Origin of the sequence: Bradyrhizobium sp. 62B (genome assembly GCF_030272265.2) — a bacterium.
GTDB lineage: Bacteria > Pseudomonadota > Alphaproteobacteria > Rhizobiales > Xanthobacteraceae > Bradyrhizobium.
In genome coordinates this window covers 850,047-873,442 of the sequence record NZ_CP092841.2, presented here as the reverse complement: position 1 = coordinate 873,442, position 23,396 = coordinate 850,047, and the positions used below count along the sequence as shown (strand labels likewise).

Here is a 23,396-nt window from a genome sequence, read left to right as displayed (position 1 = left end):
CGTTTGCGGAGATTGCGATTTTTTAACCGGCCGCGCCGATACTGCCGGCCACAAAGAGAAGCAAGAATGCTGGGGGAATTTTCGATGGCTATCCGTCTGGGCGTTGGCCGTTTGCTTGGCCGATTCAAGCCGCGATTCAAAATGCCGACATGGGGCGTGCGCGGCAGCCTGTTTACGGCCTTCGCGGTAATCGCGGGCATGGGCCTCGTGATCGCAGCCGGCGCTGGCCTTGCGCTGCAGAATCTTGGAACTCGCATGACGGAGCTGAGCGGACGGGACATTCCGCGCCTTGCCGCCAGCCTGCAATTGTCGACGCTGAGCGCGAGCCTCGCGGCCCAGGGACCGGCGCTGCTCGCGGCGCAAAGCGAGGACGCGCTCAACGAGCGTACCAAGAAGCTGAAGGAGCTGCAGGAGCAGACGCAGCAGAAGCTCACCGAGATCATCCAGCTCGGCGGCGACAAGACCGTCGTGTCCGGCCTCAGCGAGACGATGAAGAGCATCAACGAGGCGGCGCAGAGCCTGGCCAAGGCCGCCCGCGAACGGCTGGACATCGCCGCCCTGCATGACAAGCAATATGACGCGCTGCGCACCGCGCAGGGCGCCTTCGTCGGCGCGGCCAGCCCGGCAATGCTCGACGCTCAGACCCGGGTCAACGCCATTCTCGGCTCGGCCGACCTGTCCGCCGCGGATGCTTCCGACGCGGCGCAGACCGTCGGTCAGCTCGGCAACGTGGTCGCCAGCGGCAATCTCGCTGCCGCCAACATGAGCGCGGCGCTGTCGGCGAACACCAGCGACAAGCTCGACGACATCCAGAAGGAATTCAAGACGGCCCAGGGCCGCCTGCGATCCAACCTCGATCTGTTGCCTGACAATCAGGGCAACAAGATGCTGCGCGACACCGCGGAGAAGCTGCTGGCGCTCGGCACCGGCAAGACAGGCGTGTTCAATCTGCGCGAGAAGGAGCTCGACGCCGCCGATTACGGCCAGACCATCCTGGACGAGACCCGCAAGCTCAATGTCGGCCTCGGCATCAGCGTGCAGCAGCTCGTCGACGGCGTGCAGAAGGAGACCAACGCCTCGACCTCCCAGGCGCAGCAGGAGACCTCGCTCGCGACGACCGTGATGCTGGCGCTCGGCGCCTTGATGCTGGTCGGCTCGGCGCTGTTCGTCTGGCTCTATGTCGGCCGCAACATCCTGCGCCGCATCCGCGAGCTTCAGCGCGCCATGCAGCTGCTGTCGGCCGGCGACCTCGATACCGAGATCGTGCGTTCCCGGCAGAACGACGAGATCGGCGTGATGAAGGAAACGCTGACCGTGTTCCGTGACAGCATGATCGAAGCCCGGGCGCTCGCCGGCGAGCAGGAAAAGGACCGTATCGCCAAGGCCGAGCGTGCCGCGCGCATGGAAGCGAAGATCGCCGAGTTCGAGAACACGGTACGCTCCGCGCTCGACAATCTGGCGCAGTCGGCCAATTCGATGCAGTCGACCGCACAGAGCATGTCGACCACCGCCGACCAGTCCAACGCGCTGGTCAACGCCGTCGCCTCCGCCGCCGAGGAGACCTCGGTCAACGTGCAGACCGTGTCGTCGGGCACCGAGCAGCTGTCGTCCTCGATCGAGGAGATCAGCAAGCAGGTCGTGACCTCGGCCGCGATCGCCAAGAAGGCGGTCGACGAAGCCGGCGCGACCGACGCCACGGTGCAGAGCCTCGCCGACAGCGCGAGCCGCATCAGCGTCGTGGTCGATCTGATCCAGACCATCGCCTCGCAGACCAATCTGCTCGCGCTCAACGCCACCATCGAGGCGGCGCGCGCGGGCGAGGCCGGCCGCGGCTTCGCGGTGGTTGCCTCCGAGGTGAAGAGCCTCGCGAGCCAGACCGCCAAGGCGACGGAGGAAATCCGCAGCCAGATCGCCAGCATGCAGAACATCACGACGTCGGCGGTCGGCGCCATCCAGGGCATCGGCCGGATCATCGGCGAGATCGACAATGTGACCACGACGATCGCGGCCGCCGTCGAGGAGCAGGGCGCGGCCACGCGCGAGATCGCCCGCAACATCCAGCATGCGGCCGGCGGCACCAGCGAGGTCTCCAGCAACATCGTCGGCGTCTCCACCGCCTCGGCCGAGGCCGGCGCCGCCGCGAACGAAGTGCTGGGCGCCTCCGATGCGCTGCGCCGCGAGGCCGACATGCTGCGCGGTGAGATCGACGCATTCCTCAACAACATGCGGGCGGCGTAAGCCGCCGGCATTTCCGTAGCCAGGATGGCGCTGCGCTCCATCCGGGCTACGGAAAAATGCTCCGGTATGACCGCCATGCGGAGACCACGGCCCGCCCTTTTTCGGCTGGCGCGGCGCCCGCGGCGGGTTTAAGCCGGTAGCATGAACGCAAAAACCGACATTGCGCAGTCCTCGGCACAGTCCTCGGCCGAGGCCCTGCGCTATCCCTGGGACCAGCACCCCGGCCACGACGAGATCGTCGAGGTCCGGCCCGGCGTGTTGTGGGCGCGGCTCAAGCTGCCGTTCCGCCTCAACCACGTGAACATCTACCTGCTCGCCGACGGCGACGGCTATGCGATGATCGATGCCGGCTTCGGCAACGAGGAGACCATCGAGGCCTGGACCAAGCTGTTCGAGGGGCCGCTGAAGGGCGTCACCATCACGCGCCTGATCGTCACCCACTCGCATCCCGATCATGTCGGCCTCGCCGGCTGGATCGTCGAGCGGTTCAACTGCCCGCTGGTGATGTCGCAGGTCGAATATCTGCAATCGGTCTATCACCAGAACCGCGGCACAGAGGAGCGGCGCGAGGCACAGCGGCTGTTCTTCCGCCGCCACGGCATGGACGAGTCGCTCACCGAAAAGCTGCTGGGCCGCGGCCAGGATTATCTCAAGCGCGTCTCGGTGCTGCCGCCCTCCTACCGCCGCATCTCCCATGGCGAGGACGTCGTGATCGGCACGCGCCGCTTCAGGGTGATCACCGGCGGCGGCCACGCGCTCGACCAGGTGATGCTGTATTGCGCCGACGACAAGCTGTTCCTTTCCGCCGACCAGGTGCTGAGCAAGATCTCGCCCAATGTCAGCGTCTGGGCGGTCGAACCCGACCAGAACTCGCTCGGCGAATACCTGGCCTCGCTCGCCAGCCTCACCACGACGCTGCCCTATGACGTGCTGGTGCTGCCCGGCCACGGCGTGCCGTTCTACGGATTGAAGACCCGCATCAAGCAGCTCGCCGACCACCATGAGGAGCGCTGCCGCCTGATCGCGGAAGCCTGCCGCGAGGTGCCGCAGACTTCGCGCGCCCTGGTGCCCGTGGTGTTCAACAAGCACGTACTCGACGAACACCAGATGGGCTTTGCCGCCGGCGAGCTCGTCGCCCACGTCAATTACATGATCGTCGAGGGCCGGCTGACGGCCGAGACGAAGGACGGCGTGCTGCAATTCCGGACGACGTGAGCACTGTCTTCACCTCGCCCCGCTTGCGGGCGCGACCGGCTCGGCCGTCATGGACGGAGCGCGGTCCATGGACAAAATGTCCAAGCCGGATGCAACGGTCCCGTACTGTCCCGGGAGCCCTGGTCCGCGCCGGCGGGCGACTGTTAGGCGTTTGATCCACATCAACTATCGCCCGCCAGACGGCGCTATCAATATACCCGCGCGCCTCGCACCAAATGTGTGCTGGCGCATAGACATGAGAGCTGGAAAAGCTCTAAAAACGAGTGGCCGCCGTGGCCGGGTTCCGTTGCAGGTTTTGCCGATGGATTACAATCAGTTCTTCGATTCCGCCCTCGATCGTCTCCACGCCGAGCGGCGTTACCGCGTGTTCGCAGACCTCGAGCGCACGGCCGGCCGATTCCCGCACGCGGTCTGGCACTCGCCCAAGGGCAAGCGCGACGTCGTGATCTGGTGCTCCAACGACTATCTCGGCATGGGCCAGCACCCCAAGGTGGTCGGTGCCATGGTCGAGACCGCGACGCGCGTCGGCACCGGTGCCGGCGGCACCCGCAACATCGCCGGCACGCATCATCCGCTGGTCCAGCTCGAGGCCGAGCTCGCCGATCTCCACGGCAAGGAAGCCGCGCTGCTGTTCACCTCGGGCTATGTCTCGAACCAGACCGGCATCCCGACCATCGCAAAGCTCATTCCGAACTGTCTCATCCTCTCGGACGAGCTCAACCACAATTCCATGATCGAGGGCATCCGCCAGTCGGGCTGCGAGCGGGTCGTGTTCCGCCACAACGATCTGGCGCATCTCGAGGAGCTGCTGAAGGCGGCCGATCCGAACCGGCCGAAGCTGATCGTCTGCGAGAGCCTCTATTCCATGGACGGCGACGTCGCCCCGCTCGCCAAGATCTGCGATCTCGCCGAGAAGTACAAAGCGATGACCTATGTCGACGAGGTCCACGCGGTCGGCATGTACGGCCCGCGCGGCGGCGGCATCGCCGAGCGTGACGGCGTCATGCACCGCATCGACGTTCTCGAAGGGACCCTCGCCAAGGCATTCGGCTGCCTCGGCGGCTACATCGCCGCCAACGGCCAGATCATCGATGCCGTGCGCTCCTATGCGCCGGGCTTCATCTTCACCACCGCGCTGCCGCCGGCGATCTGCTCGGCCGCGACCGCCGCGATCAAGCATCTGAAGACCTCGAACTGGGAGCGCGAGCGCCACCAGGACCGCGCCGCCCGCGTCAAGGCGATCCTCAACGCCGCCGGCCTGCCGGTGATGTCGAGCGACACCCACATCGTGCCGCTGTTCGTCGGCGATCCCGAGAAGTGCAAGCAGGCGTCCGACCTGCTGCTCGAGGAGCACGGCATCTACATCCAGCCGATCAACTATCCGACCGTTGCCAAGGGCAGCGAGCGGCTGCGCATCACGCCCTCGCCCTATCACGACGACGGCCTGATCGATCAGCTCGCCGAGGCCCTGCTGCAGGTGTGGGACCGTCTCGGCCTGCCGCTGCGCGCGAAGTCGCTGGCGGCGGAGTAGGCTCTTTCTTACCCTCCCCTGGAGGTCCGGGACGAGCGTAGCTCGCCCGTGGGTCGGCTCACATTGAGCGCAGCGAAAATGTGAGACGGGGTGGGGTGACGGCGTTTCCTCATCCAACAGTGCCCGAGTGGATAGATCACCCCACCCCGCTCGCGCTTCGCGCGATCGACCCTCCCCCTCCAGGGGAGGGTAAGTCCCGGCGTCCGCGCTCCGGACCTTAACGACATCCCCAGTTCCCGCCCTCACCCGGCATTTCGCTGTCGCCTCGCCCCGCCCAACGCGCTAGATTTACAGGGAAAATGAGCTTGGGCGCCGCCGGTGCCCTTTCGAGAAGCGCGTTTCCCATGCTACACGACTGGGGCGTGATCGCCGCCGCCTTCGGCTATATCGGCTTTCTGTTTCTGGTAGCGAGCCATGGCGACCGCCGCTCGCCGGCCGGGCCCGGCCGTGCCTCCGGGTGGATCTATCCGCTGTCGCTGGCGATCTACTGCACCTCCTGGACCTTCTTCGGCTCGGTCGGCTTTGCCACCCGCACCTCGACCGACTTCCTCGCCATCTATGTCGGCCCGATCCTGATGATCGGCCTCGGCGCAGGCGTCCTGCGCCGCGTGATCCAGCTCGCGAAGGCCCACAACATCACCTCGATCGCCGACTTCATCGGCGCGCGCTACGGCAAGAGCCAGGCGGTGGCCGCGACCGTCGCGCTGATCGCGATCATCGGCTCGGTGCCCTACATCGCGCTTCAGCTCAAGGCGGTGGCGTCCTCGCTGCAGACGATCCTGAGCGAAGACCAGGCCTTCTCCCACATCCCGATCGTCGGCGACATGGCGCTGATGGTGACGCTGGCAATGGCAGCCTTTGCCGTGCTGTTCGGCACCCGGCAGACCGACGCGACCGAGCATCAGCACGGCCTGATGCTGGCGGTCGCCACCGAATCCACCATCAAGCTGGTCGCCTTCCTCACCGTCGGCATCTTCGTCACCTTCTGGATGTTCTCGCCGCACGAATTGATCGAGCGTGCGATGAAGACGCCGGAGGCGGTGCGCGCCATCGATTACACCCCGTCGATTGGCAACTTCCTGACCATGACGCTGTTGTCGCTGTGCGCGATCATGCTGCTGCCGCGCCAGTTCCACGTCAGCGTGGTCGAGAATTCCTCGGATGCCGAGGTCAGCCGCGCGCGCTGGCTGTTCCCGCTCTACCTCGTCGCCATCAATCTGTTCGTGATCCCGATTGCGCTCGCCGGTCTCGTCAGCTTCCCCTTTGGCGCGGTCGATCCGGACATGTACGTGCTGGCGCTGCCGATGGAGGGCGGTGCGGGCCTGCTCAGCGTCGCGGTCTTCGTCGGCGGCCTCTCGGCGGCCACCGCGATGGTGATCGTGGAATGCGTCGCGCTGTCCATCATGGTCTCGAACGACCTCGTGGTGCCCCTGGTGCTGCAACGACGGCCCGAGGGGCGCACCGGCGGCGCGGATTTCAGCGACTTCCTGCTGCGCTCGCGGCGGCTCGCGATCTTCGCCATCATGGTGATGGCCTATTTCTACTATCGCGCGCTCGGCAATACCCAGCTCGCCGCGATCGGCCTGCTCTCCTTTGCGGCCATCGCCCAGCTGGCCCCGAGCTTCTTCGGCGGACTGCTCTGGCGGCGCGCCACCGCGCGCGGCGCGATCGGCGGTATGCTGGTCGGCTTCGCGGTGTGGCTCTACACGCTGTTCATGCCGAGCTTCATGGATTCCTCGACGTCGGGCATCCTGCTGCTCCAGCACGGCCCGTTCGGCATCGAGGCGCTGCGGCCGCAGGCGCTGTTCGGCGCCGATCTGCCCCCGCTGATGCACGGCGTGATCTGGTCGCTGTCGCTCAACATCCTGACCTATGTGCTGCTGTCGCTGGCGCGAAGGCCCTCGTCGATCGAGCTGTTGCAGGCCGATCTGTTCGTCCCCAACACGCTCGCGCCGATCTCCCCGGGTTTCCGCCGCTGGCGCACCACCGTCACCGTGCAGGACATCCAGACTACGGTGGCGCAATATCTCGGCCCCGACCGCGCGCGGCACTCCTTCGAGGCCTTCTCCGCGCGGCGCAACGTCCGGCTGGAGCCCGGCGCCCCCGCTGATTTCGAGCTGTTGCAGCACGCCGAGCACCTGATCGCCTCCTCGATTGGAGCGGCCTCCTCCCGCCTCGTGATGTCGCTGCTGCTGCGCAAGCGGACGGTGTCGGCAAAAGCCGCGCTAAAACTGCTCGACGATTCGCACGCGGCGCTGCATTTCAACCGCGAGATCCTCCAGACCGCGCTCAACCACGTGCGCCAGGGCATCGCCGTGTTCGATGCCGATTTGCAGCTGATCTGCTCCAACCGGCAGTTCGGCGATCTCCTCAACGTGCCCCCGCACATCGTCCAGTTCGGCACGCCCTTGCGCGAGATCCTGGAATTCATGGGGGTGAGCGATCCGGACCATCAGGCCGACCGTGAGGCGATGATCGAGCAGCGGCTCATCGCCTACACCACCGACAGCGAGCCGTATCTCGAACGCCTGCCGGAACGCCACATGGTGATCGAGGTGCTCACCAACCGCATGCCCGGCGGCGGCTTCGTCATCACCTTCACCGACGTCACGCCCAGCTTCGAAGCGGCGGAAGCGCTGGAGCGCGCCAACGCGACGCTGGAAAAACGCGTGCGCGACCGCACCGAGGAGCTGACCCGGCTGAACTCCGAGCTGGCCCTGGCCAAGAGCACGGCGGAGGACGCCAGCATCTCCAAGACCCGCTTCCTCGCCGCCGCCAGCCACGACATTCTGCAGCCGCTGAACGCCGCGCGGCTCTATGTCACGAGCCTGGTCGAGCGCCAGCACAGCGGCGAGGAGACGCGGCTGGTCGAGAACATCGACGAATCGCTGCAGGCGATCGAAGAGATCCTCGGCGCGCTGCTCGACATCTCCCGGCTCGACGCCGGCGCGATGACGACCTCGATCTCGAGCTTCAAGATGGCCGATCTGATGCGCTCGCTGGAGATCGAGTTCGCGCCGATCGCGCGCGCCAAGGGCCTGGAGCTCGCCTTCGTACCCTGCTCGCTGCCGGTCGAGTCGGATCGGCTGCTGCTGCGCCGCCTGCTGCAGAATTTGATCTCGAATGCGATCAAATACACCCCGCGCGGCCGCGTGCTGGTCGGCTGTCGCCGCCAGGGCCCGTCGCTCAAGATCTGCGTCTACGACACCGGCGTCGGCATCCCCCAGGTCAAGCGCGGCGAGATCTTCAAGGAATTCCATCGCCTCGAGCAGGGCGCGCGGATCGCGCGCGGGCTGGGGCTTGGCCTCTCCATCGTCGAACGGCTCGCGCGGGTGCTCAAGCACGGCATCGCCATCGACGGCAACAAAAGCGGCGGCTCGGTGTTCTCCGTGACGGTGCCGACCGCCAAGGCGATCACCCACACCGCCGCCGTGACCAGCGCGACGCCGCTGGCGCGCACACCGATCTCGGGCGCCCTGATCGTCTGCATCGAGAATGACGCGGCGATCCTCGACGGCATGCGCACGCTGCTGAAAGCATGGGATGCCGAGGTGATCGCGGTCGCCGATCCCGAAGGCGCGATCGCCGCGATCGAGACCGCCGGCCGCCGCGTCACCGGCCTTTTGGTCGATTATCATCTCGACCGCGGCAACGGCATCGCCGCGATCCGCGAGATCCGCCGGCGTTTCGGCGACGGCATTCCCGCGATCCTGATCACCGCCGACCGCAGCCCCGCCGTGCAGGTCGCGGCGCGGGACGAAAACGTCGCGGTGCTGAACAAGCCGGTGAAGCCGGCCTCGCTGCGCGCGCTCCTTGGCCAGTGGCGCACGCAGCAGATGGTGGCGGCGGAGTGAGGGGCGCGGCCTGTCAACAGCGGTAACTGCATCGAATGAGGCCCGCGCCTCGCGACGACGTACGATAGCCCCTTTGTCTGCTTCAGCTTCCGGGAAGTCGCCTGGCCGCCACTTCAATTCGTCGTGGTCTTGCCGCCGCGCATGGACACGAGTTTTTCCTCACGAAATCGGAGAAAGAGCCATGCGGTTTCATCGAAACCGTCTGCGAGCTTTCCGGCATGAGAATACACCATCCGGGCAGCGTCCGACTTCGACGGCGGTCCCAGCGCCCTGACCACCTCCAAACGCGACATCCCTAAATGCAGCTTGCCGTCGAAGACGAGCGGCCCGAACTTTTCCGGGACGATGGCGCAATCGGTCGAAGCCTCGGTGTCCTTCTCGGCGAGCTCTTCGACAATCTCCGTGACGCGATGGTCCGGGCCGCCCATCTCTCCGCTGGACACGACCCATAATCGATGCTGCGCGCGCCGATAACACAGCCAATAGATGCTGTCTCCAGCATCGCCTCGATGTTGGATGGTCCCTTCGCCCACGGCTTCGCGGACCGCGCCGAGCGGCGTCTCCTCGAAGCGGCCGGCGAACGCGCCTAACGAAAAGCGGGTCGCCAATCTCTTCTTGATCGTCGGCGAAACGCGCTCCAACGCATGTCCGTCGACTGGCGGCGGTGGTGCCTGCGCGAAGCAGTCGTCCGCGGGGATCGCGAAAAGGAGAAGCAGCAGGAGGAGCGTCTTTCGACCATCAGCTCCGAATCGTCTCACATTGGAGATTGAGCGCTTCCGCATGGCTCAACTGCTCATCATTCTCTGCTCAAGGCTTTCTTCGCTCGCCGGATCGCTTCTGGCGCGTCGGGATCCCGCGGATCAAGTTTGGAAGCCGCGTCATGATCCGCCCGCGCTTTTTGGAGAAACACTCTTCCGACCCTTGGTCGGGGTCAGAATTCAAATGGTTCATACATCGCCTCGGTCAGCTTCCCCGGGTCAAAACCGGCAAAGCTCCGAGCGCCGGATGATTCCGCTTTGCTCTCCCGCCGGCAGAGGCCCGCTTCAGGGCGCCAGCCGCGTGAAGACGTAATCGCGGCTCTTGGCGCGGGCTTCGTGGCAGCCCCAGCAGGTACGATGCTGGGCTTCGTCAACCGGCTTGCCGTTGACGAAGCGGCCAAAGCCCCACCCGCCGGTCGCGGCGTACTTCCTGGAATCCTTGACCATCACCTGGACCGTGGTGGCGGCGCCGGGAATCGTCGCTGATGCAAACTCGGGCGACTGTTTCCGTTTCCAGGCGCGCTTGACCAGGATGCTGCCGTCCGGGAACGGAAGCTTACCGCCCTGATAGGCGTCGACTGCGATCTGGTTGCCGACGACGGCGCGAAGCTCGTCGAGCGGAGCGGCCTCCTCGGCCGGAGCGATCAACTCCCATTGCCTGTAGCCGGGCGGAATGGTGACGCCGAAGATCGGCGAGGCTTCCGCCGAACTCTGCGCGGGCGCCTCGGCAAGGGCGATCGAAATCAGGTAAGGCACAAAGGTCAGGAGAAGGACGAGAACAAGCGCCGCCAGCGTGATCGCCGTGGCATAGGAGCGCTTCTGCATTTCAGGTTCGCTGGACGTCATGTCATTTCTGCAGGTTGGGGGCGGCACATCCTCGGTCCAGCCATGCTGGACCGAGGATCGCATCAATGATCAGATGCCGTCGGCGTCGATGACGGCCTTGGCGAAGGCTTCTGGCGCTTCCTGCGGCAGATTATGGCCGACGCCGCCGGTGATCAGGCGAAACTCGTACCGGCCCGAGAACTTCTTGGCATAGGCGCTGGGATCGGGATGCGGTGCGCCATTGGCGTCGCCTTCCATGGTGATGGTCGGCACCTCGATGACGGGAGCAGCCGCCAGCTTCTTTTCGAGGTGCTCGTATTTCGCTTCGCCCTGGGCGAGCCCGAGCCGCCAGCGGTAATTGTGGATCGTGATCGCGACATGATCCTTGTTGTCCAGCGCCGCCGCGCTGCGGGCGAAGGTGGCGTCGTCGAACTTCCACTGCGGCGAGGCGAGCTTCCAGATCAGCTTGGCGAAATCGTGCGTGTACTTCTCGTATCCGGCGCGGCCGCGCTCGGTCGCGAAATAGAACTGGTACCACCATTGCAGCTCGGCCTGCGGCGGCAGCGGCATGTTGCCGGCAGCCTGGCTGGAGATCAGATAGCCGCTGACCGACACCAGCGCGCGACAGCGCTCCGGCCACAACGCGGCGATGATGTCGGCGGTGCGAGCGCCCCAGTCGAAGCCGGCAACGACCGCCTTCTTGATATCGAGCTTGTCCATCAGCGCGATGATGTCGGCGGCCATCGCCGCGGGCTCACCGTTGCGCGGCGTCTCGCCGGAGAGGAAGTGCGTCGTGCCGTAGCCGCGCAGATGAGGGATGATCACGCGATAGCCGGCCTTCACCAGGATCGGCGCGACGTCGATGAAGGCGTGGATGTCGTAAGGCCAGCCATGCAGCAGGATCGCCACGGGACCGTTCGAAGGTCCGGCCTCGGCATACCCGACATTGAGGACCCCGGCATCGATCTGCTTGATCGCGCCGAAGGACGCAGTCGATCCGGATGATCGCGGCGCTTCCGTTTCGGCGCGTGCGAGGTCGATCACGCCGAGGCCGACGGCGATGGTTCCGGCGGCCACGCCGAAAAACTTGCGACGATGCTGGTCGATGATTGGTGGCTTCATGGTCGTACCTCGTGGTGCTTGGTGATCGTTGCGTCAGATCAGCGTGACCGTGACGTCGATGTTGCCGCGAACGGCCCTGGAATAGGGACAGGTCTGATGCGCATCATCGACGATGCCGCGCGCGATCTCGGGGTCGAGGCCCGGCAGGCTGACATTGAGGCGTGCCCGGAGCGAATAGGCGCCGTCGTCGAGCACGAGATCGATCTCCGCATCGACGGCGCATTTCCTGGGAAGCTCGAGCTTGCGCTTGCGGGCGGCGATCTCCATCGCGCCCTCGAAGCAGGCCGACCAGCCGGCGGCGAACAATTGCTCGGGATTGGTACCGATGCCGGTGCCATCAGGCGGCGACAGCTTGACGTCCAGGCGGCCGTCAGAGCTGCGCGATATGCCGTCGTGCCGCCCGCCGCTGGTGTGGGTCCTGGCCGTGTAGAGTAACTTCGCCGCCTGCGTCATCATGGTCTCCTCGTCGTCACGCCACTGACTAGCAGCGGCTGCGACGGCACACCCGTTTGGACTTGTGAGAAGTTGTGAGGTCTCGCCTGGCGCCTCACAAAGGCCTGCATCCGCGGTCTGATGCCGATGCAGGAGCGGCCTTGCCGGATCGCGATCATCTGGCTATCGGGTCCTTCCGAAGGGACCAAGATTTCGCCATGACAGAGCCGGCCGTCACCGCGACGGGAACATTGTCGTTCGGGCCATTTTCCGTGACGCCGCATGAAAGGCTCGTGATGCGCGACGGCGTCGCGTTGCCGCTCGGCGCGAAAGCCTTCGACACGCTGATGGCGCTGATGTCGCGGCCGAATGAAGTCGTCAGCAAATGGGACCTGATGGCGCTGGTGTGGCCCGGCATCACCGTCGAGGAGACCAATCTGCGCTTTCACGTCGCAGCGCTTCGCAAGGCGCTCGGCGACGGCAAGGATGGCGCCCGCTACATCACGACGCTCTCCGGTCGCGGCTATTGCTTCGTGGCGTCGATCTCGCAAACAAATATCGCCCCGGTGCAGCGCCTCGCGCCGCGGCTGGAATTGCCGCCCGTGAAACTGCCGAACCGGCTGCAGCGGATGGTCGGGCGCGACGATGCGATCGCCGCCGTCTCCGGCAAGCTCCTCGCCTCGCGCTTCGTCACGATCGTCGGCCCCGGCGGCGTCGGCAAGACCGCGGTCGCCGTGGCGATCGCGCACGACCTGCTCGAATCATTCTCCGATGCCGCGCACTTCGTGGACCTTGCCTCGCTCAGCGATCCCGATCTCGTGATCACTTCGATCCTGCTGATGCTTGGCTTGCCGGCGGAGACCGACGATCCCCTGCCCGCGCTGCTCGCGCATATCAGGGACAAGCGGATGCTGCTGATCCTCGACAATTGCGAGCACGTCATCGCAGCGGCCGCACCGCTGGCCGCGGAGATCTTCCATGCGGCGCCGCACGTCCATATACTCGCGACCAGCCGCGAAGCCCTGCGCGTCGAGGGCGAGCAGGTCTATCGATTGGCGCCGTTCGCCGTCCCGCCCGACAATTCCGGACTGACCGCCGCCGCAGCACAGACCTATCCCGCACTTCAACTATTCTTCGAACGTGCCACAGCCGGCGGCGCGCAGATCACACTCGACGATGCAAATGCCGCAGTCATCGCGAGGATCTGCCGCAAGCTCGACGGCATGGCGCTGGCGATCGAGCTCGCCGCGGGCCGGGTCGAAGCCTATGGCCTCGCGCAGACGGCCGCACTGCTCGACGAGCGTCTCAACCTGCTCTGGCAAGGCCAGCGGACGGCGCCACCCCGGCAGAAGACATTGCAGGCGACGCTCGACTGGAGCTACGGGCTATTGTCGGATCGCGAGCGCCTGGTGCTGCGCAGGCTCGCGGTCTTCGCCGGCCATTTCACCCTCGACGCGGCGATCGAGGTCGTGCCGGACGAGCGCGTCGACCACGCCCATTTGTTCGATGCCGTCGACAGTCTCGTTGCCAAATCGATGGTCGCCCCGCGTCCGATCGGCGCCATGATGCGCTATCGCCTGCTCGACACCACGCGCGCCTATCTGCGCGAGATCGAGCCTGATGACGCGGGGCTCGCCGTCCGCCACGCGACCTACTACCGGCGATGGCTGGAACAGGCCGGCATGAGCTGGGCCAATGTGCCGAGCGCGGACGAACGGGCGGCTCACTTCTCGGCGCTTCACAACGTGCGCGCCGCGCTCGACTGGTGCTTCGGCGCGGGCGGCGATCTCGGCACCGGTATCGCGCTCGCCGCCGCCGCCGCGCCGATCTTCCTGGCGATGTCCCTGTTGATCGAATGCCGGCGCTGGTCGGAACGCGCGCTGCTGGCGATGGTCCCCTCCGCGCGCGCCAGCGCCGAGGAAATGCACATCCAGGCCGCGCTCGGACTGACCTTGATGTTCACCCGCGGCGGCAGCGAAGCGGCGCGCAGCGCCCTGAGCCGGAGCCTTGCGATCGCCGAGGCGCGCGGCGACCAAATCAACCAGCTCCAGCTGCTCGGCCGGATGCATATCTTTCACGAGCGGATGGGAGAATTCGACGCCGCGCTTGGCTACGCGCAACAGAGCCTCGCCGTCGCAAGGTCGCTGGGCGATGCGGCCTCGATCGCCCTCGCCCATTCCCTCCTCGGCGTCTCGCTGCATCTGGCAGGCAGGCACCGCGACGCGCTGAAGATGCTGGAGATGGCCTGGCGGGGACCGGGCACGGAACGAATCAGCACGGTCTACGGCTTCGATCATCGCAACCGGGCCGGCATCACGCTGGCCCGGGAACTCTGGCTGCAGGGCCGGCCCGCGGATGCGCTGCAACTGGCGCGGCAGACGGTCAGCGAGGCTGCGCAGATGGATCATCCGATCACGCTCTGCATCGCGCTGATCTGGGCGGTCGCGATCGAGCTCTGGAGCGGCGACCTCGACGGCGCGGAGGAGGACATCGACCGCTTCATCGCGCACGCCAATTCGCGCTCGATGGGGCCCTATCTTGCGGTCGGCCGCGGCGTCAAAGGCGAGCTGGCGATCCGGCGCGGCGATGCCGCCGGTGGCGTCGAGACGATCGGGGCTTGCCTGCGCGAGCTCCACGATGCCGGCTACGAGCTGCTGACCACGACCTTCAACATCGCGCTGGTCCAGGGCCTGCTGGCGCTCGGACAGTTCGAGCAGAGCGCGCACCTCATCGACGATGCGATCCGCCTGGTCGAGCGGAGCGGCGACCACCTCTACATGCCCGAGCTGCTGCGGATGAAAGGCAAGGTCCTGTCACACCAGCCGGCGCCGCGGATGCAGGACGCCGAGGCCTGCCTGATGCAGGCGCTGGAGCTCAGCCGCGCCCAAGGCGCGAAAGCCTGGGAACTGCGGACCGCGGTCGATCTCGCCGGGCTCATCGGCGAACGCGGCCGGCGCGAGGAAGCGAAGGGATTGCTACAATCGTCGCTTGAAGGCTTTGCCGAAGGTTCGGAGACGGCGGATATCCGGGCTGCCGATGCGCTTCTGAAGATATTGTAGCGAGGCTCACCCCGTCGGGGTGCCCTGCTTCCACTGGCCGCCGGCGATCTTGGCGGCGGCGATCACCGCCTGGGTGCGGCTCTCGACGCCGAGCTTTTGCAGGATCGCCGAGACATGCGCCTTGATGGTGGCCTCCGATACCCCGAGCTCATAGGCGATCTGCTTGTTGAGCAGTCCCTCCGACAACATCATCAGGACCCGGACCTGCTGCGGCGTCAGCGTCACCAGGCGGTCGCGCAGGCGCGTCATGTCGGGATCGCTGGCTGCGGACAGGTCGGTGTCGGCGGGAACCCAGACGTCGCCCTCCATCACCTTGAGAATGGCGTCGCGCAAGGTCTCGACGCCGAACCGCTTCGGAATGAAGCCGGAGGCGCCGAAATCGAGCGAGCGGCGGATCGTGGCACCGTCGTCGGACGCCGAGACGATCACCACCGGGATCGCCGGATATTGCGCCCGCAGGTAGATCAGGCCGGAAAAGCCCGAGATCCCGGGCATCGAGAGGTCGAGCAGAATCAGGTCGACGTCCGAGGCCTGTTCCAGGAGCTTGGTCAGATCCTCGAACGACCCGGCCTCGTCGATTTGGGCCGAGGTCAGGACGCCGGCCACCGCCTGTCGCAGCGCGTCGCGGAACAGGGGATGGTCATCGGCGATGACGAGATGGGTCGAGGGAGCGTTCATCGTTCTCTTGCTGTCGTTCGCGGGCCGGCAGACCGATCCCGGATGAACCAATTCTTCCCCGAGCGGACGTGGCATGCAAGTGCACATTATCCCTTTGCTGCAAAGGGGTTAATCTTGGAATCTCCGTGGCGGCACGCCGTTGCCCGATACCGGACGTCAGCTGCACGTCAGTGCGCAAGGCCGAAAGTCGTATTGGGGCGGCTTTCACGCCGATGTTACCTTGCGGGCAAGACCTGGGTTGATCCGGCATGTCCGGACATCCGGGGCGCGAGGAAACGCATTTCGGGGAGCGATTCAATATGTCGACGATGGCTGTGTCTCAAGCACGCGCGGGAGGGATGACAAAGGACGAACGGTTCGTCATCCTCGCTTCCTCGCTCGGTACCGTCTTCGAGTGGTACGACTTCTACCTCTACGGTTCACTCGCCGGCATCATCGGCGCGCAGTTCTTCTCGGCCTATCCGCCGGCAACCCGCGACATCTTCGCGCTACTGGCGTTCGCAGCCGGCTTCCTGGTCCGCCCGTTCGGCGCAATCGTGTTCGGCCGCGTCGGCGACATCGTCGGCCGCAAATACACCTTCCTCGTCACCATCTTGATCATGGGTCTGTCGACCTTCATCGTCGGCCTGCTGCCGAACGCGGCGACCATCGGCATCGCGGCCCCGATCATCCTGATCGCGCTCCGCCTCGCCCAGGGCCTGGCGCTCGGCGGTGAGTATGGCGGTGCGGCGACCTATGTCGCGGAGCACGCTCCGAACGGCAAGCGCGGCTATTACACCTCCTTCATTCAGACCACCGCGACGCTCGGCCTGTTCCTGTCGCTGCTGGTGATCCTGTTCACCCGCAGCGCCCTTGGCGAACCCGACTTCGCCGCCTGGGGCTGGCGCATCCCGTTCCTGGTCTCGGTGCTGCTGCTCGGCGTCTCGGTCTGGATCCGGCTCCGCCTCAATGAATCCCCGATCTTCCAGAAGATGAAGGACGAGGGGAAGAGCTCGAAGGCGCCGCTGACGGAAGCCTTCGGCAACTGGCAGAACGGCAAGCTCGTGCTGCTCGCGCTGCTCGGCGGCGTGATGGGCCAGGGCGTGGTCTGGTACACCGGCCAGTTCTACGCGCTGTTCTTCCTGCAATCGATCCTGAAGGTCGACGGTTACACCGCCAACCTGCTGATCGCCTGGTCGCTGCTGCTCGGCACCGGCTTCTTCATCGTGTTCGGCATGCTGTCCGACAAGATCGGCCGCAAGCCGATCATCCTCGGCGGCTGCCTGATCGCGGCACTGACCTTCTTCCCGATCTTCAAGATGATCACCACCAACGCCAACCCGGCGCTGGAGAAGGCCATCGAGCAGACCAAGGTCGAGGTTGTGGCCGATCCCGCGGGCTGCGGCGACCTGTTCAACCCGGTCGGCACCCGCGTCTTCACGGCACCTTGCGACACCGCGCGCGCGTTCCTGTCGCAGTCGTCGGTCAAGTACTCGACCGCGCCGGGAGCCGCCGGCTCGGGCGTGAAGGTGATGGTCAATGGCAAGGAAGTCGCCTACGCCAACGCCAAGGACGGCAACCCGGCAGTCCTCGCCGCCGTGCAGGCAGCCGGCTATCCGAAGGCCGGCGATGCCGGCATCGTGAAGATGGCGCATCCGTTCGACATCTTCCGCCCGCAGGTGGCCGCGATCATCGGGCTGCTGTTCGTCCTGGTGCTGTTCGTCACCATGGTGTACGGCCCGATCGCCGCGATGCTGGTCGAACTGTTCCCGACCCGCATCCGCTACACTTCGATGTCGCTGCCCTACCACATTGGTAACGGCTGGTTCGGCGGCCTGTTGCCGGCGACCGCCTTTGCCATCGTGGCCTCGACCGGCGACATCTATGCCGGCCTCTGGTACCCGATCATCTTCGCTTCGATTACCGTCGTGATCGGCTTGCTCTTCCTGCCGGAGACCAAGGACGTCGACATCAAGGCGACCTGATCGAAAGCACCGATCTCAACCAGCATCAACCGGCCGCGGTTTCCGCGGCCGGTTTTGTTTTATGGGATTGCTGAGCCGACGAATTGCAGCACCACCTCGCGCCGGTGCGGGCGCCTGCGATGCTCGATCAGATAGATCGCCTGCCAGGTGCCGAGTGCGAGCCTGCCGTTCAGCACCGGGACCTGAAGCGAGGCCCCGGTCAACATCGTCTTGACGTGTGCCGGCATGTCGTCCGGGCCTTCGGTGTCGTGGGTCCACCCGGCATTCTCCGGCGCGAGCCGGGACAGCGCGGTCGTGAGGTCGACGAGCACGGAAGGATCAGCGTTCTCCTGGATCGTCAGCGAGGCCGAGGTGTGGCGGATGAACAGCGTCAACGCACCGTCGCGCGCGCGAACCTCGTTGATGAATTTTGCAGCTTCGCCGGTGAGATCGGTGAAGCCATGGCCCGATGTCTGCACCGTCAGCAGTGACGATGAGACGGTGGCGGCCTGCACCGTCGATGGCGCCGAGCGGGTGACGGATTTGATCGATGTCATGGAAGGTCTCTCAACTCGGAAAGCCGCCGTACCCAAGATCTTTCCCGATCATTGGAATTGGCGGGCACGCTTTGCTTTGCCGACCCTACGGCATCTCGCTATGAGCTAGATCTTTCCCGACACGTCCTTTTGCACCCGGTTGGCCATGTCGATCAGCCGCCGCCAGGCCTTTTCCAGGAACGACATCACGCGATCGACGTCCTGGTCGCTCGGCAGCGGGATCTCGATCTTGCGCTCGCCCTCTCCGCTCCTCGGCTCGGCTTTCTTCAGCGGGTCGGATTTCGGCAGCGCCTCGTCGACCTTGCCCGACACCGTCGGCCCCGCCGCGAGCTGTCCCTTCAGCTTCTCGACCTCGGCCTGCAGCCGGCCGATCTCGGCATCGAGCGCGGTCCGTTCGTCGGGCACGACATAGCAGGCCCAGCCGGCGCCGTTCTTGCTGCAGGTCGAGACCGTGCCGGTGCGGGTGTCGAGCCGCAGCACGCCCTCGGGAATGGGCGTCATGCTGTAGCGACCGTTTTCGCTGTCGGGTGCGGCTGGCGCAGCCTTGAGGCCGCCGCCGATCGCCATCGCCGCGGCAAACGCCGCCGCCGCAAGCCAGGATGCGGTGCAGGATCTTGTGCAGGATGTTGTGGATGATTTCACGGGTCTCATCGCGCTCTCCGCCACGACGTGGAGGTGGCAATCCGGCAAATTCTACACCCCGGCGTGGCGATCCGCCGCCCAAAACGCACACCGGCATCAACGATCCCAGCGGCGTCTTCGATCCCGGCAGCGCGGCGAAAGGCCGGTCGCGTCCGCCGATCCCGAGGCGAGCTGCTGCGGTGCGGCGTCACGCTGTGTGCAGCGCTGCCGTGCACGCCAATATCCCCAAATAAATCAGATACATAAGCGAAAGCGACGCAATCGTGACTTGGCTTGACTTGATTATAGGCCATCAGTATGGTCCGCGCGGCTTTTGAGGGTGGCGGGCGCAATTTCCATTCAGCCGCGGCGTTTCGGGTCTTCGTTGCATGACACAGGGCACGGGACACGGCGAGAATGGGGATCGCGATAAATCGTCCGAGGAAGCTGCGCTTTCCGAACGGCTCGGAAGTCTTGATCAGAGGTTGTCCGAATTTCGCGACCGCCGGATCAAGACCGAGCAACCCGCAGGTGACGGTGGAGACGGAGCGGCCAGAGCCTCGGCGATGGCGCTAGGTTTCCGACTATCCTCGGAGTTGATCGCCGGCGTCGTGGTCGGAGCGGGGATTGGCTGGGGTTTCGACCGCTTGCTGTCGACCTCGCCTTTCGGGTTTATCGTGTTCCTGTTGCTGGGCTTCGTCGCCGGCGTAGTGAATGTGGTGAGAACGGCAGGCGCGGGTCAGAACAGGCGCGGTGGATCATAGCCGATCCGCACCATGAGATTGATCGTGCCGGTCTTGCCGGTACGGGCCGGCCCGGCCGGCAGACCGAGACCCGCCGGCATAGCCCGGCAGACCAAGAGATGCCGCGCTGATGAAAATCGATCCGATCCACCAGTTCAACATCGAGCCTCTCTTCACCCTGGGCCATATCGGCAATCACACGATCGCCTTCACCAATTCGTCGCTCTATATGCTGGTGGCGGTGGCGATCATCTCGATCCTGATGCTTGCCAGCGGCACGCAGCTGGTTCCCGGGCGCCTGCAGTCGGTCGCCGAGATCTCCTACGAATTCGTAGCCAGCACCATCCGTTCGACGGCCGGCGCGGAAGGCATGAAGTTCTTCCCGCTGATCTTCTCGCTGTTCATGTTCATCTGCGTCTCGAACCTGGTCGGCATCATCCCCTATACCTTCACGATCTCGAGCCATTTGATCGTGACGGCAGCGCTCGCGCTTCTGGTGTTCTTCACCGTGCTGATCTACGGCGTCGCCAAGAACGGCCTGAAGTTCTTCTCGATCTTCGTGCCCCACGGTGTCCCCGGCTACATCCTGCCGCTGGTGATGTTCATCGAGATCCTGTCGTTCTTCCTGCGGCCGGTCTCCCACAGCGTCCGTCTGTTCGCCAACATGCTGGCCGGCCACATCGCGCTGAAGGTGTTCGCGGGCTTCGTCGCCATGCTCGGCTTCTCGCTCGGCGCACTCGGCTGGGTCGGCGGCGTGCTGCCGCTGGCGCTCACGGTCGCGCTGTACGCCCTCGAGATCCTGGTCGCGTTCCTGCAGGCCTATGTGTTTGCGATCCTGACCTGCATCTACCTCAACGACGCCATTCATCCGGGACACTGAGCGGTCCGGGGAATTTCCACCCACAACCCAATCTTTCTTCCAAGGAGTCTAAAATGGATCCGGCAGCAGCAAAACTTATCGGCGCGGGCATCGCATGCATCGGCATGGGCGGCGCGGGCGTCGGCGTCGGCGTGATCTTCGGCAACTACCTCGCCGCGGCGGTTCGCAACCCGTCGGCCGCTCAGGGCCAGTTCGGCAACCTGATCTTCGGCTTCGCCGTGACCGAAGCGCTCGGCATTTTCTCGCTGCTGATCGCGCTGCTGCTGCTGTTCGTTCCGCTCTGAGGACGACGTTCTTCGCGCCGCTTCAACCGAAGCGGCGCGCTTGACAGCAACAGGAGTACTCCATGGCTGAGAGTCATGGCGGGGCGAAGGGTCCGGCGGCGGGCGCACACACCGAGGCTGACGGTGGTCACCACGGTGGCGGCTTTCCGCCGTTCGAGAGCAGCAACTATGCTTCGCAGCTGGTGTCGCTCGCGATCTTCTTCGTCGTGCTTTATGTGATCGTGTCCAAGCTCGCTCTGCCCAAGGTCGGCGGGGCGATCGAGGCGCGTCAGAACAAGATCGAGGGCGACCTCGCCGAAGCGCAGAAGCTGAAGGACCAGTCCGACGCGGCGCTGAAGGCCTATGAAAGCGAGCTCGCCTCGGCGCGTTCGCGGGCGCAGGCGATCGGCAACGAATCCCGCGACAAGGCGAATGCGCAGGCGGACGCCGAGCGCAAGGCCGTGGAAGAGCAACTGGCGGCCAAGCTCGCAGGGGCGGAAAAGACCATCGCCTCGACCCGCGCCGCCGCCATGAGCAACGTCCGCGGCATCGCGGCCGATGCGGCAGGTCAGATCGTGCAGCAGCTCACCGGCGTCGTCCCCGATGCCGCGTCAGTCAATGCCGCGGTCGATGCGTCGCTGAAAGGTTAGCTACAGATGTTCTTCGATCCTGAAACCTGGGTCGCCATCGCCTTCGTGATCCTGATGGTCGTGTTCGGCTATCTCGGGGTCTTCAAGTCGGCGATGACCGCGCTCGATCATCGTGCCGAGCGCATCAAGGCCGAACTCGACGACGCCCAGCGCCTCAAGCAGGAAGCCGCCAAGGTGCTCGCCGACTACAAGGCGCGCACCGCCTCGGCCGAACGCGAGGCCGCCGAGATCATCGCCAACGCCAGAAGCGAAGCCGAGCGCATCGCGACCGAGGCCAAGGCGAAGATGGAAGACTTCGTCGCCCGCCGTACCAAGACCGCCGAGAGCAAGATCGCACTCGCCGAGGCCCAGGCGGTGGCCGATGTCCGCGCCGCCGCCGCGGAGGCCGCCGTCCAGGCCGCCTCGACGATCCTGTCGCAGTCGGTCAAGGGCCAGGTCGCCGACGATCTGCTCGCCAAGGGCATCAACGAAGTCCGGCAGAAGCTGAACTGAGGCAATTGCCTTCACCAATCAAAAGCCGGCGCGATGAGCGCCGGCTTTTTTGTTGGCTGAAGGGTTTCGTGTCCCAGACGCGGCGCGGCATGCAATGACGCGACGCAGAGCACCGCTGAAGAAGCGCTGCGCTGCGTCCGGGGCACTACCCGCCCTACTTCTTCTTCCGCCCCTTCGGCTCGGGCGAGAGCGCCTGCGGGTCGAAGCCGACATAGAAAATGTAGTTGTCGGCGACCGCGGGTGCCGGCACCGGATAGGTCATGTCCTCGATCACGAAGGTAAAGGGCACGCTGCCGCCCTCGGTCATGTCGACCGTGGTGCGGTAGGCCTTCGAGGCGATCACCTTCTCGCCGACGCCGCCCTGCACGACGGCGATGCGCAAGGGCACCTCGACGGAGGCAGGCGCGCCGGCGGGACCGGCGATCACGCGGCCCTGGATACCGATCCGGGCCGTGATGCCGCCGCTGCTGCGGGCACATTCGCGCGCCATCTTGGTGATCGAGGCCTGGAAGCGAATCTCATTGCCGACAGCCGGCTTGCCGCTGGCGCCGACCGCGTAGGTCGAGGCCCCCGCACGCACCGTCACCTGGGGGCAATCGAGGTCGTCCTCGGCCGGCTGGCCGGGCGCCGGCGGCGGCTTGGGCTGGGCCGGCTCGTCGGACTTGCCGCCGAACAGGCTCTTGAAACGGTCGGTCAGTGACTGGGCCGCCACCGGCGAGACAGCGGCGAGCGACACCGACACAACAAGCGCGATCGCAGGCACCTGCCGCAGGACATTCCGCGACGACCGAAGCTGCTTCCCCATCAAAGCCCCTACTCCATGACAAAACCCGGCCGATCGCCGGCAGGCCCCGCGGGTTATATCGCCAAAATCGGCGAACCCAAGGCAGCAAAATGGGGGATTTGGCCACGCGAATCGGGCGGCTCAGCCGCGGAAATCCTCATGCAGCAGGCCGAACAGCAGATGATCCTGCCAGACCCCGTTGATGCAGAGGTAGCGGCGGGCGAGCCCCTCGCGTGAGAAACCGCACTTTTCCAGCACCCGGATCGACGGCGCATTGGTGGGGATGCAGGCCGCCTCGACCCGGTGCAAATTGAGCTCGCCGAACAGTGTCGGCAGCAGCACCCGCAGCGCCGCCGTCATGTAGCCGCGATGGGCATGGGGCTGCCCGACCCAATAGCCGATGGTGCCGGCCTGCACGATGCCGCGGCGGACATTGGCCAGCGTGATGCCGCCGACCATGGCGCCGTCGAGCTCGCGGAAGATCAGAAAGGGATAAGAGCGGTCCGCCGCGATGTCCTCGGAATAGCGGCGCAGACGGCGGCGGAAGCCTGAGCGGGTGAGATCGTCCGACGGCCAGATCGGCTCCCAGGGTGTCAGGTAGTCGCGGCTGGACTCACGCAGATGTGCCCATTGCAGGAAGTCCGACATCTGCGGCGCGCGCAGCAACAGCCCGTTGCCGCGCGGCGCGAGGGCGGCGGGTCCACTGGACGGCAGGCGAAAGAGGGCCATGGTGATGCTTCCCGGGGCAGAT

The 23,396-nt window shown here is 65.7% G+C and carries 20 protein-coding genes; 11 read left to right on the top strand and 9 right to left on the bottom strand.

Features of this window, described 5'->3' with window-relative positions; all coding sequences use genetic code 11:
* The first annotated feature begins 84 nt into the window (after positions 1–84).
* The 4 genes from ML401_RS04075 to ML401_RS04060 all read left to right on the top strand — a co-directional run bounded on the left by ML401_RS04075 (position 85) and on the right by ML401_RS04060 (position 8,838).
* Positions 85–2,238, top strand: a complete 2,154-nt coding sequence (locus ML401_RS04075) for a methyl-accepting chemotaxis protein (RefSeq protein ID WP_285810054.1) — start codon at positions 85–87, stop codon at positions 2,236–2,238.
* 141 nt (positions 2,239–2,379) lie between these two features.
* Entirely contained in the window at positions 2,380–3,453 is a 1,074-nt protein-coding gene (locus ML401_RS04070; protein WP_211418734.1) for an MBL fold metallo-hydrolase, read from the top strand.
* Between the two features lie 301 nt (positions 3,454–3,754).
* Positions 3,755–4,984: a 5-aminolevulinate synthase gene (hemA, locus tag ML401_RS04065; RefSeq protein WP_194405787.1), complete on the top strand. Its 1,230-nt coding sequence runs from the start codon at positions 3,755–3,757 to the stop codon at positions 4,982–4,984.
* A gap of 344 nt (positions 4,985–5,328) precedes the next feature.
* On the top strand, positions 5,329–8,838 hold the full coding sequence (locus ML401_RS04060) for a PAS domain-containing hybrid sensor histidine kinase/response regulator (protein WP_194405786.1): 3,510 nt from the start codon (positions 5,329–5,331) through the stop codon (positions 8,836–8,838).
* Between the two features lie 113 nt (positions 8,839–8,951).
* Here the strand turns inward: ML401_RS04060 and ML401_RS04055 are convergent, their stop codons facing one another.
* The 4 genes from ML401_RS04055 to ML401_RS04040 form a co-directional block, all read right to left on the bottom strand.
* The gene (locus ML401_RS04055) at positions 8,952–9,620 is read right to left on the bottom strand and encodes a hypothetical protein (protein WP_285810049.1); all 669 of its coding nucleotides are present in this window, start codon (positions 9,618–9,620) and stop codon (positions 8,952–8,954) included.
* A 261-nt stretch (positions 9,621–9,881) separates the two neighbouring features.
* On the bottom strand, positions 9,882–10,442 hold the full coding sequence (locus ML401_RS04050) for a cytochrome P460 family protein (RefSeq protein ID WP_285810048.1): 561 nt from the start codon (positions 10,440–10,442) through the stop codon (positions 9,882–9,884).
* Positions 10,443–10,511: 69 nt separating this feature from the next.
* Complete coding sequence (locus ML401_RS04045; RefSeq protein WP_285810047.1) at positions 10,512–11,543, bottom strand: alpha/beta fold hydrolase; 1,032 nt, start codon at positions 11,541–11,543, stop codon at positions 10,512–10,514.
* 33 nt (positions 11,544–11,576) lie between these two features.
* Positions 11,577–11,996, bottom strand: coding sequence for an organic hydroperoxide resistance protein (locus ML401_RS04040; protein ID WP_211418862.1), 420 nt, complete (start codon positions 11,994–11,996; stop codon positions 11,577–11,579).
* A 197-nt stretch (positions 11,997–12,193) separates the two neighbouring features.
* On the opposite strand from ML401_RS04040, the gene ML401_RS04035 reads away from it, so the two are divergent.
* Complete coding sequence (locus ML401_RS04035; RefSeq protein WP_285810046.1) at positions 12,194–15,034, top strand: tetratricopeptide repeat protein; 2,841 nt, start codon at positions 12,194–12,196, stop codon at positions 15,032–15,034.
* Between the two features lie 6 nt (positions 15,035–15,040).
* On the opposite strand, the gene ML401_RS04030 is transcribed toward ML401_RS04035, so the two are convergent.
* Entirely contained in the window at positions 15,041–15,712 is a 672-nt protein-coding gene (locus ML401_RS04030) for a response regulator transcription factor (protein ID WP_211418741.1), read from the bottom strand.
* Between the two features lie 338 nt (positions 15,713–16,050).
* Here ML401_RS04030 and ML401_RS04025 point away from each other — a divergent pair, with 338 nt between their 5' ends.
* A complete protein-coding gene (locus ML401_RS04025) occupies positions 16,051–17,676 on the top strand; it encodes an MFS transporter (RefSeq protein ID WP_211418742.1) in 1,626 nt (541 codons plus the stop codon).
* Between the two features lie 59 nt (positions 17,677–17,735).
* Here ML401_RS04025 and ML401_RS04020 read toward each other — a convergent pair whose 3' ends face one another.
* The gene (locus ML401_RS04020) at positions 17,736–18,212 is read right to left on the bottom strand and encodes a secondary thiamine-phosphate synthase enzyme YjbQ (protein ID WP_285810041.1); all 477 of its coding nucleotides are present in this window, start codon (positions 18,210–18,212) and stop codon (positions 17,736–17,738) included.
* A gap of 105 nt (positions 18,213–18,317) precedes the next feature.
* Positions 18,318–18,863: a hypothetical protein gene (locus ML401_RS04015; protein ID WP_374762336.1), complete on the bottom strand. Its 546-nt coding sequence runs from the start codon at positions 18,861–18,863 to the stop codon at positions 18,318–18,320.
* A 359-nt stretch (positions 18,864–19,222) separates the two neighbouring features.
* Here ML401_RS04015 and ML401_RS04010 point away from each other — a divergent pair, with 359 nt between their 5' ends.
* The 5 genes from ML401_RS04010 to ML401_RS03990 all read left to right on the top strand — a co-directional run bounded on the left by ML401_RS04010 (position 19,223) and on the right by ML401_RS03990 (position 21,861).
* Positions 19,223–19,597 (top strand): AtpZ/AtpI family protein, encoded by a 375-nt coding sequence (locus ML401_RS04010; protein WP_063197865.1) that lies wholly within the window; start codon positions 19,223–19,225, stop codon positions 19,595–19,597.
* Between the two features lie 109 nt (positions 19,598–19,706).
* Positions 19,707–20,456, top strand: coding sequence for a F0F1 ATP synthase subunit A (locus ML401_RS04005; RefSeq protein WP_007605089.1), 750 nt, complete (start codon positions 19,707–19,709; stop codon positions 20,454–20,456).
* 53 nt (positions 20,457–20,509) lie between these two features.
* A complete protein-coding gene (locus ML401_RS04000) occupies positions 20,510–20,740 on the top strand; it encodes a F0F1 ATP synthase subunit C (protein ID WP_007599451.1) in 231 nt (76 codons plus the stop codon).
* 62 nt (positions 20,741–20,802) lie between these two features.
* Entirely contained in the window at positions 20,803–21,369 is a 567-nt protein-coding gene (locus ML401_RS03995; protein ID WP_194405778.1) for a F0F1 ATP synthase subunit B, read from the top strand.
* Positions 21,370–21,375: 6 nt separating this feature from the next.
* The gene (locus ML401_RS03990) at positions 21,376–21,861 is read left to right on the top strand and encodes an ATP F0F1 synthase subunit B (RefSeq protein WP_194405777.1); all 486 of its coding nucleotides are present in this window, start codon (positions 21,376–21,378) and stop codon (positions 21,859–21,861) included.
* 154 nt (positions 21,862–22,015) lie between these two features.
* Here ML401_RS03990 and ML401_RS03985 read toward each other — a convergent pair whose 3' ends face one another.
* Both ML401_RS03985 and ML401_RS03980 read right to left on the bottom strand, forming a co-directional pair.
* Positions 22,016–22,666 (bottom strand): hypothetical protein, encoded by a 651-nt coding sequence (locus ML401_RS03985; RefSeq protein WP_211418744.1) that lies wholly within the window; start codon positions 22,664–22,666, stop codon positions 22,016–22,018.
* Positions 22,667–22,786: 120 nt separating this feature from the next.
* On the bottom strand, positions 22,787–23,374 hold the full coding sequence (locus ML401_RS03980; protein WP_011084002.1) for a GNAT family N-acetyltransferase: 588 nt from the start codon (positions 23,372–23,374) through the stop codon (positions 22,787–22,789).
* Between the last annotated feature and the right edge of the window lie 22 nt (positions 23,375–23,396).

Coding starts and splice junctions, on each gene's coding strand:
- ML401_RS04070 (WP_211418734.1), top strand. CDS start 2,380: ATGAACGCAAAAACCGACATTGCGCAGTCCTCGGCACAGTCCTCGGCC.
- ML401_RS04035 (WP_285810046.1), top strand. CDS start 12,194: ATGACAGAGCCGGCCGTCACCGCGACGGGAACATTGTCGTTCGGGCCA.
- ML401_RS04025 (WP_211418742.1), top strand. CDS start 16,051: ATGACAAAGGACGAACGGTTCGTCATCCTCGCTTCCTCGCTCGGTACC.
- ML401_RS04045 (WP_285810047.1), bottom strand. CDS start 11,543: ATGAAGCCACCAATCATCGACCAGCATCGTCGCAAGTTTTTCGGCGTG.
- ML401_RS04040 (WP_211418862.1), bottom strand. CDS start 11,996: ATGACGCAGGCGGCGAAGTTACTCTACACGGCCAGGACCCACACCAGC.
- ML401_RS03990 (WP_194405777.1), top strand. CDS start 21,376: ATGTTCTTCGATCCTGAAACCTGGGTCGCCATCGCCTTCGTGATCCTG.
- ML401_RS04020 (WP_285810041.1), bottom strand. CDS start 18,212: ATGACATCGATCAAATCCGTCACCCGCTCGGCGCCATCGACGGTGCAG.
- ML401_RS04055 (WP_285810049.1), bottom strand. CDS start 9,620: ATGCGGAAGCGCTCAATCTCCAATGTGAGACGATTCGGAGCTGATGGT.
- ML401_RS03995 (WP_194405778.1), top strand. CDS start 20,803: ATGGCTGAGAGTCATGGCGGGGCGAAGGGTCCGGCGGCGGGCGCACAC.
- ML401_RS04015 (WP_374762336.1), bottom strand. CDS start 18,863: ATGAGACCCGTGAAATCATCCACAACATCCTGCACAAGATCCTGCACC.
- ML401_RS04005 (WP_007605089.1), top strand. CDS start 19,707: ATGAAAATCGATCCGATCCACCAGTTCAACATCGAGCCTCTCTTCACC.
- ML401_RS04010 (WP_063197865.1), top strand. CDS start 19,223: ATGACACAGGGCACGGGACACGGCGAGAATGGGGATCGCGATAAATCG.
- ML401_RS03985 (WP_211418744.1), bottom strand. CDS start 22,666: ATGGGGAAGCAGCTTCGGTCGTCGCGGAATGTCCTGCGGCAGGTGCCT.
- hemA (WP_194405787.1), top strand. CDS start 3,755: ATGGATTACAATCAGTTCTTCGATTCCGCCCTCGATCGTCTCCACGCC.
- ML401_RS03980 (WP_011084002.1), bottom strand. CDS start 23,374: ATGGCCCTCTTTCGCCTGCCGTCCAGTGGACCCGCCGCCCTCGCGCCG.
- ML401_RS04075 (WP_285810054.1), top strand. CDS start 85: ATGGCTATCCGTCTGGGCGTTGGCCGTTTGCTTGGCCGATTCAAGCCG.
- ML401_RS04030 (WP_211418741.1), bottom strand. CDS start 15,712: ATGAACGCTCCCTCGACCCATCTCGTCATCGCCGATGACCATCCCCTG.
- ML401_RS04060 (WP_194405786.1), top strand. CDS start 5,329: ATGCTACACGACTGGGGCGTGATCGCCGCCGCCTTCGGCTATATCGGC.
- ML401_RS04000 (WP_007599451.1), top strand. CDS start 20,510: ATGGATCCGGCAGCAGCAAAACTTATCGGCGCGGGCATCGCATGCATC.
- ML401_RS04050 (WP_285810048.1), bottom strand. CDS start 10,442: ATGACGTCCAGCGAACCTGAAATGCAGAAGCGCTCCTATGCCACGGCG.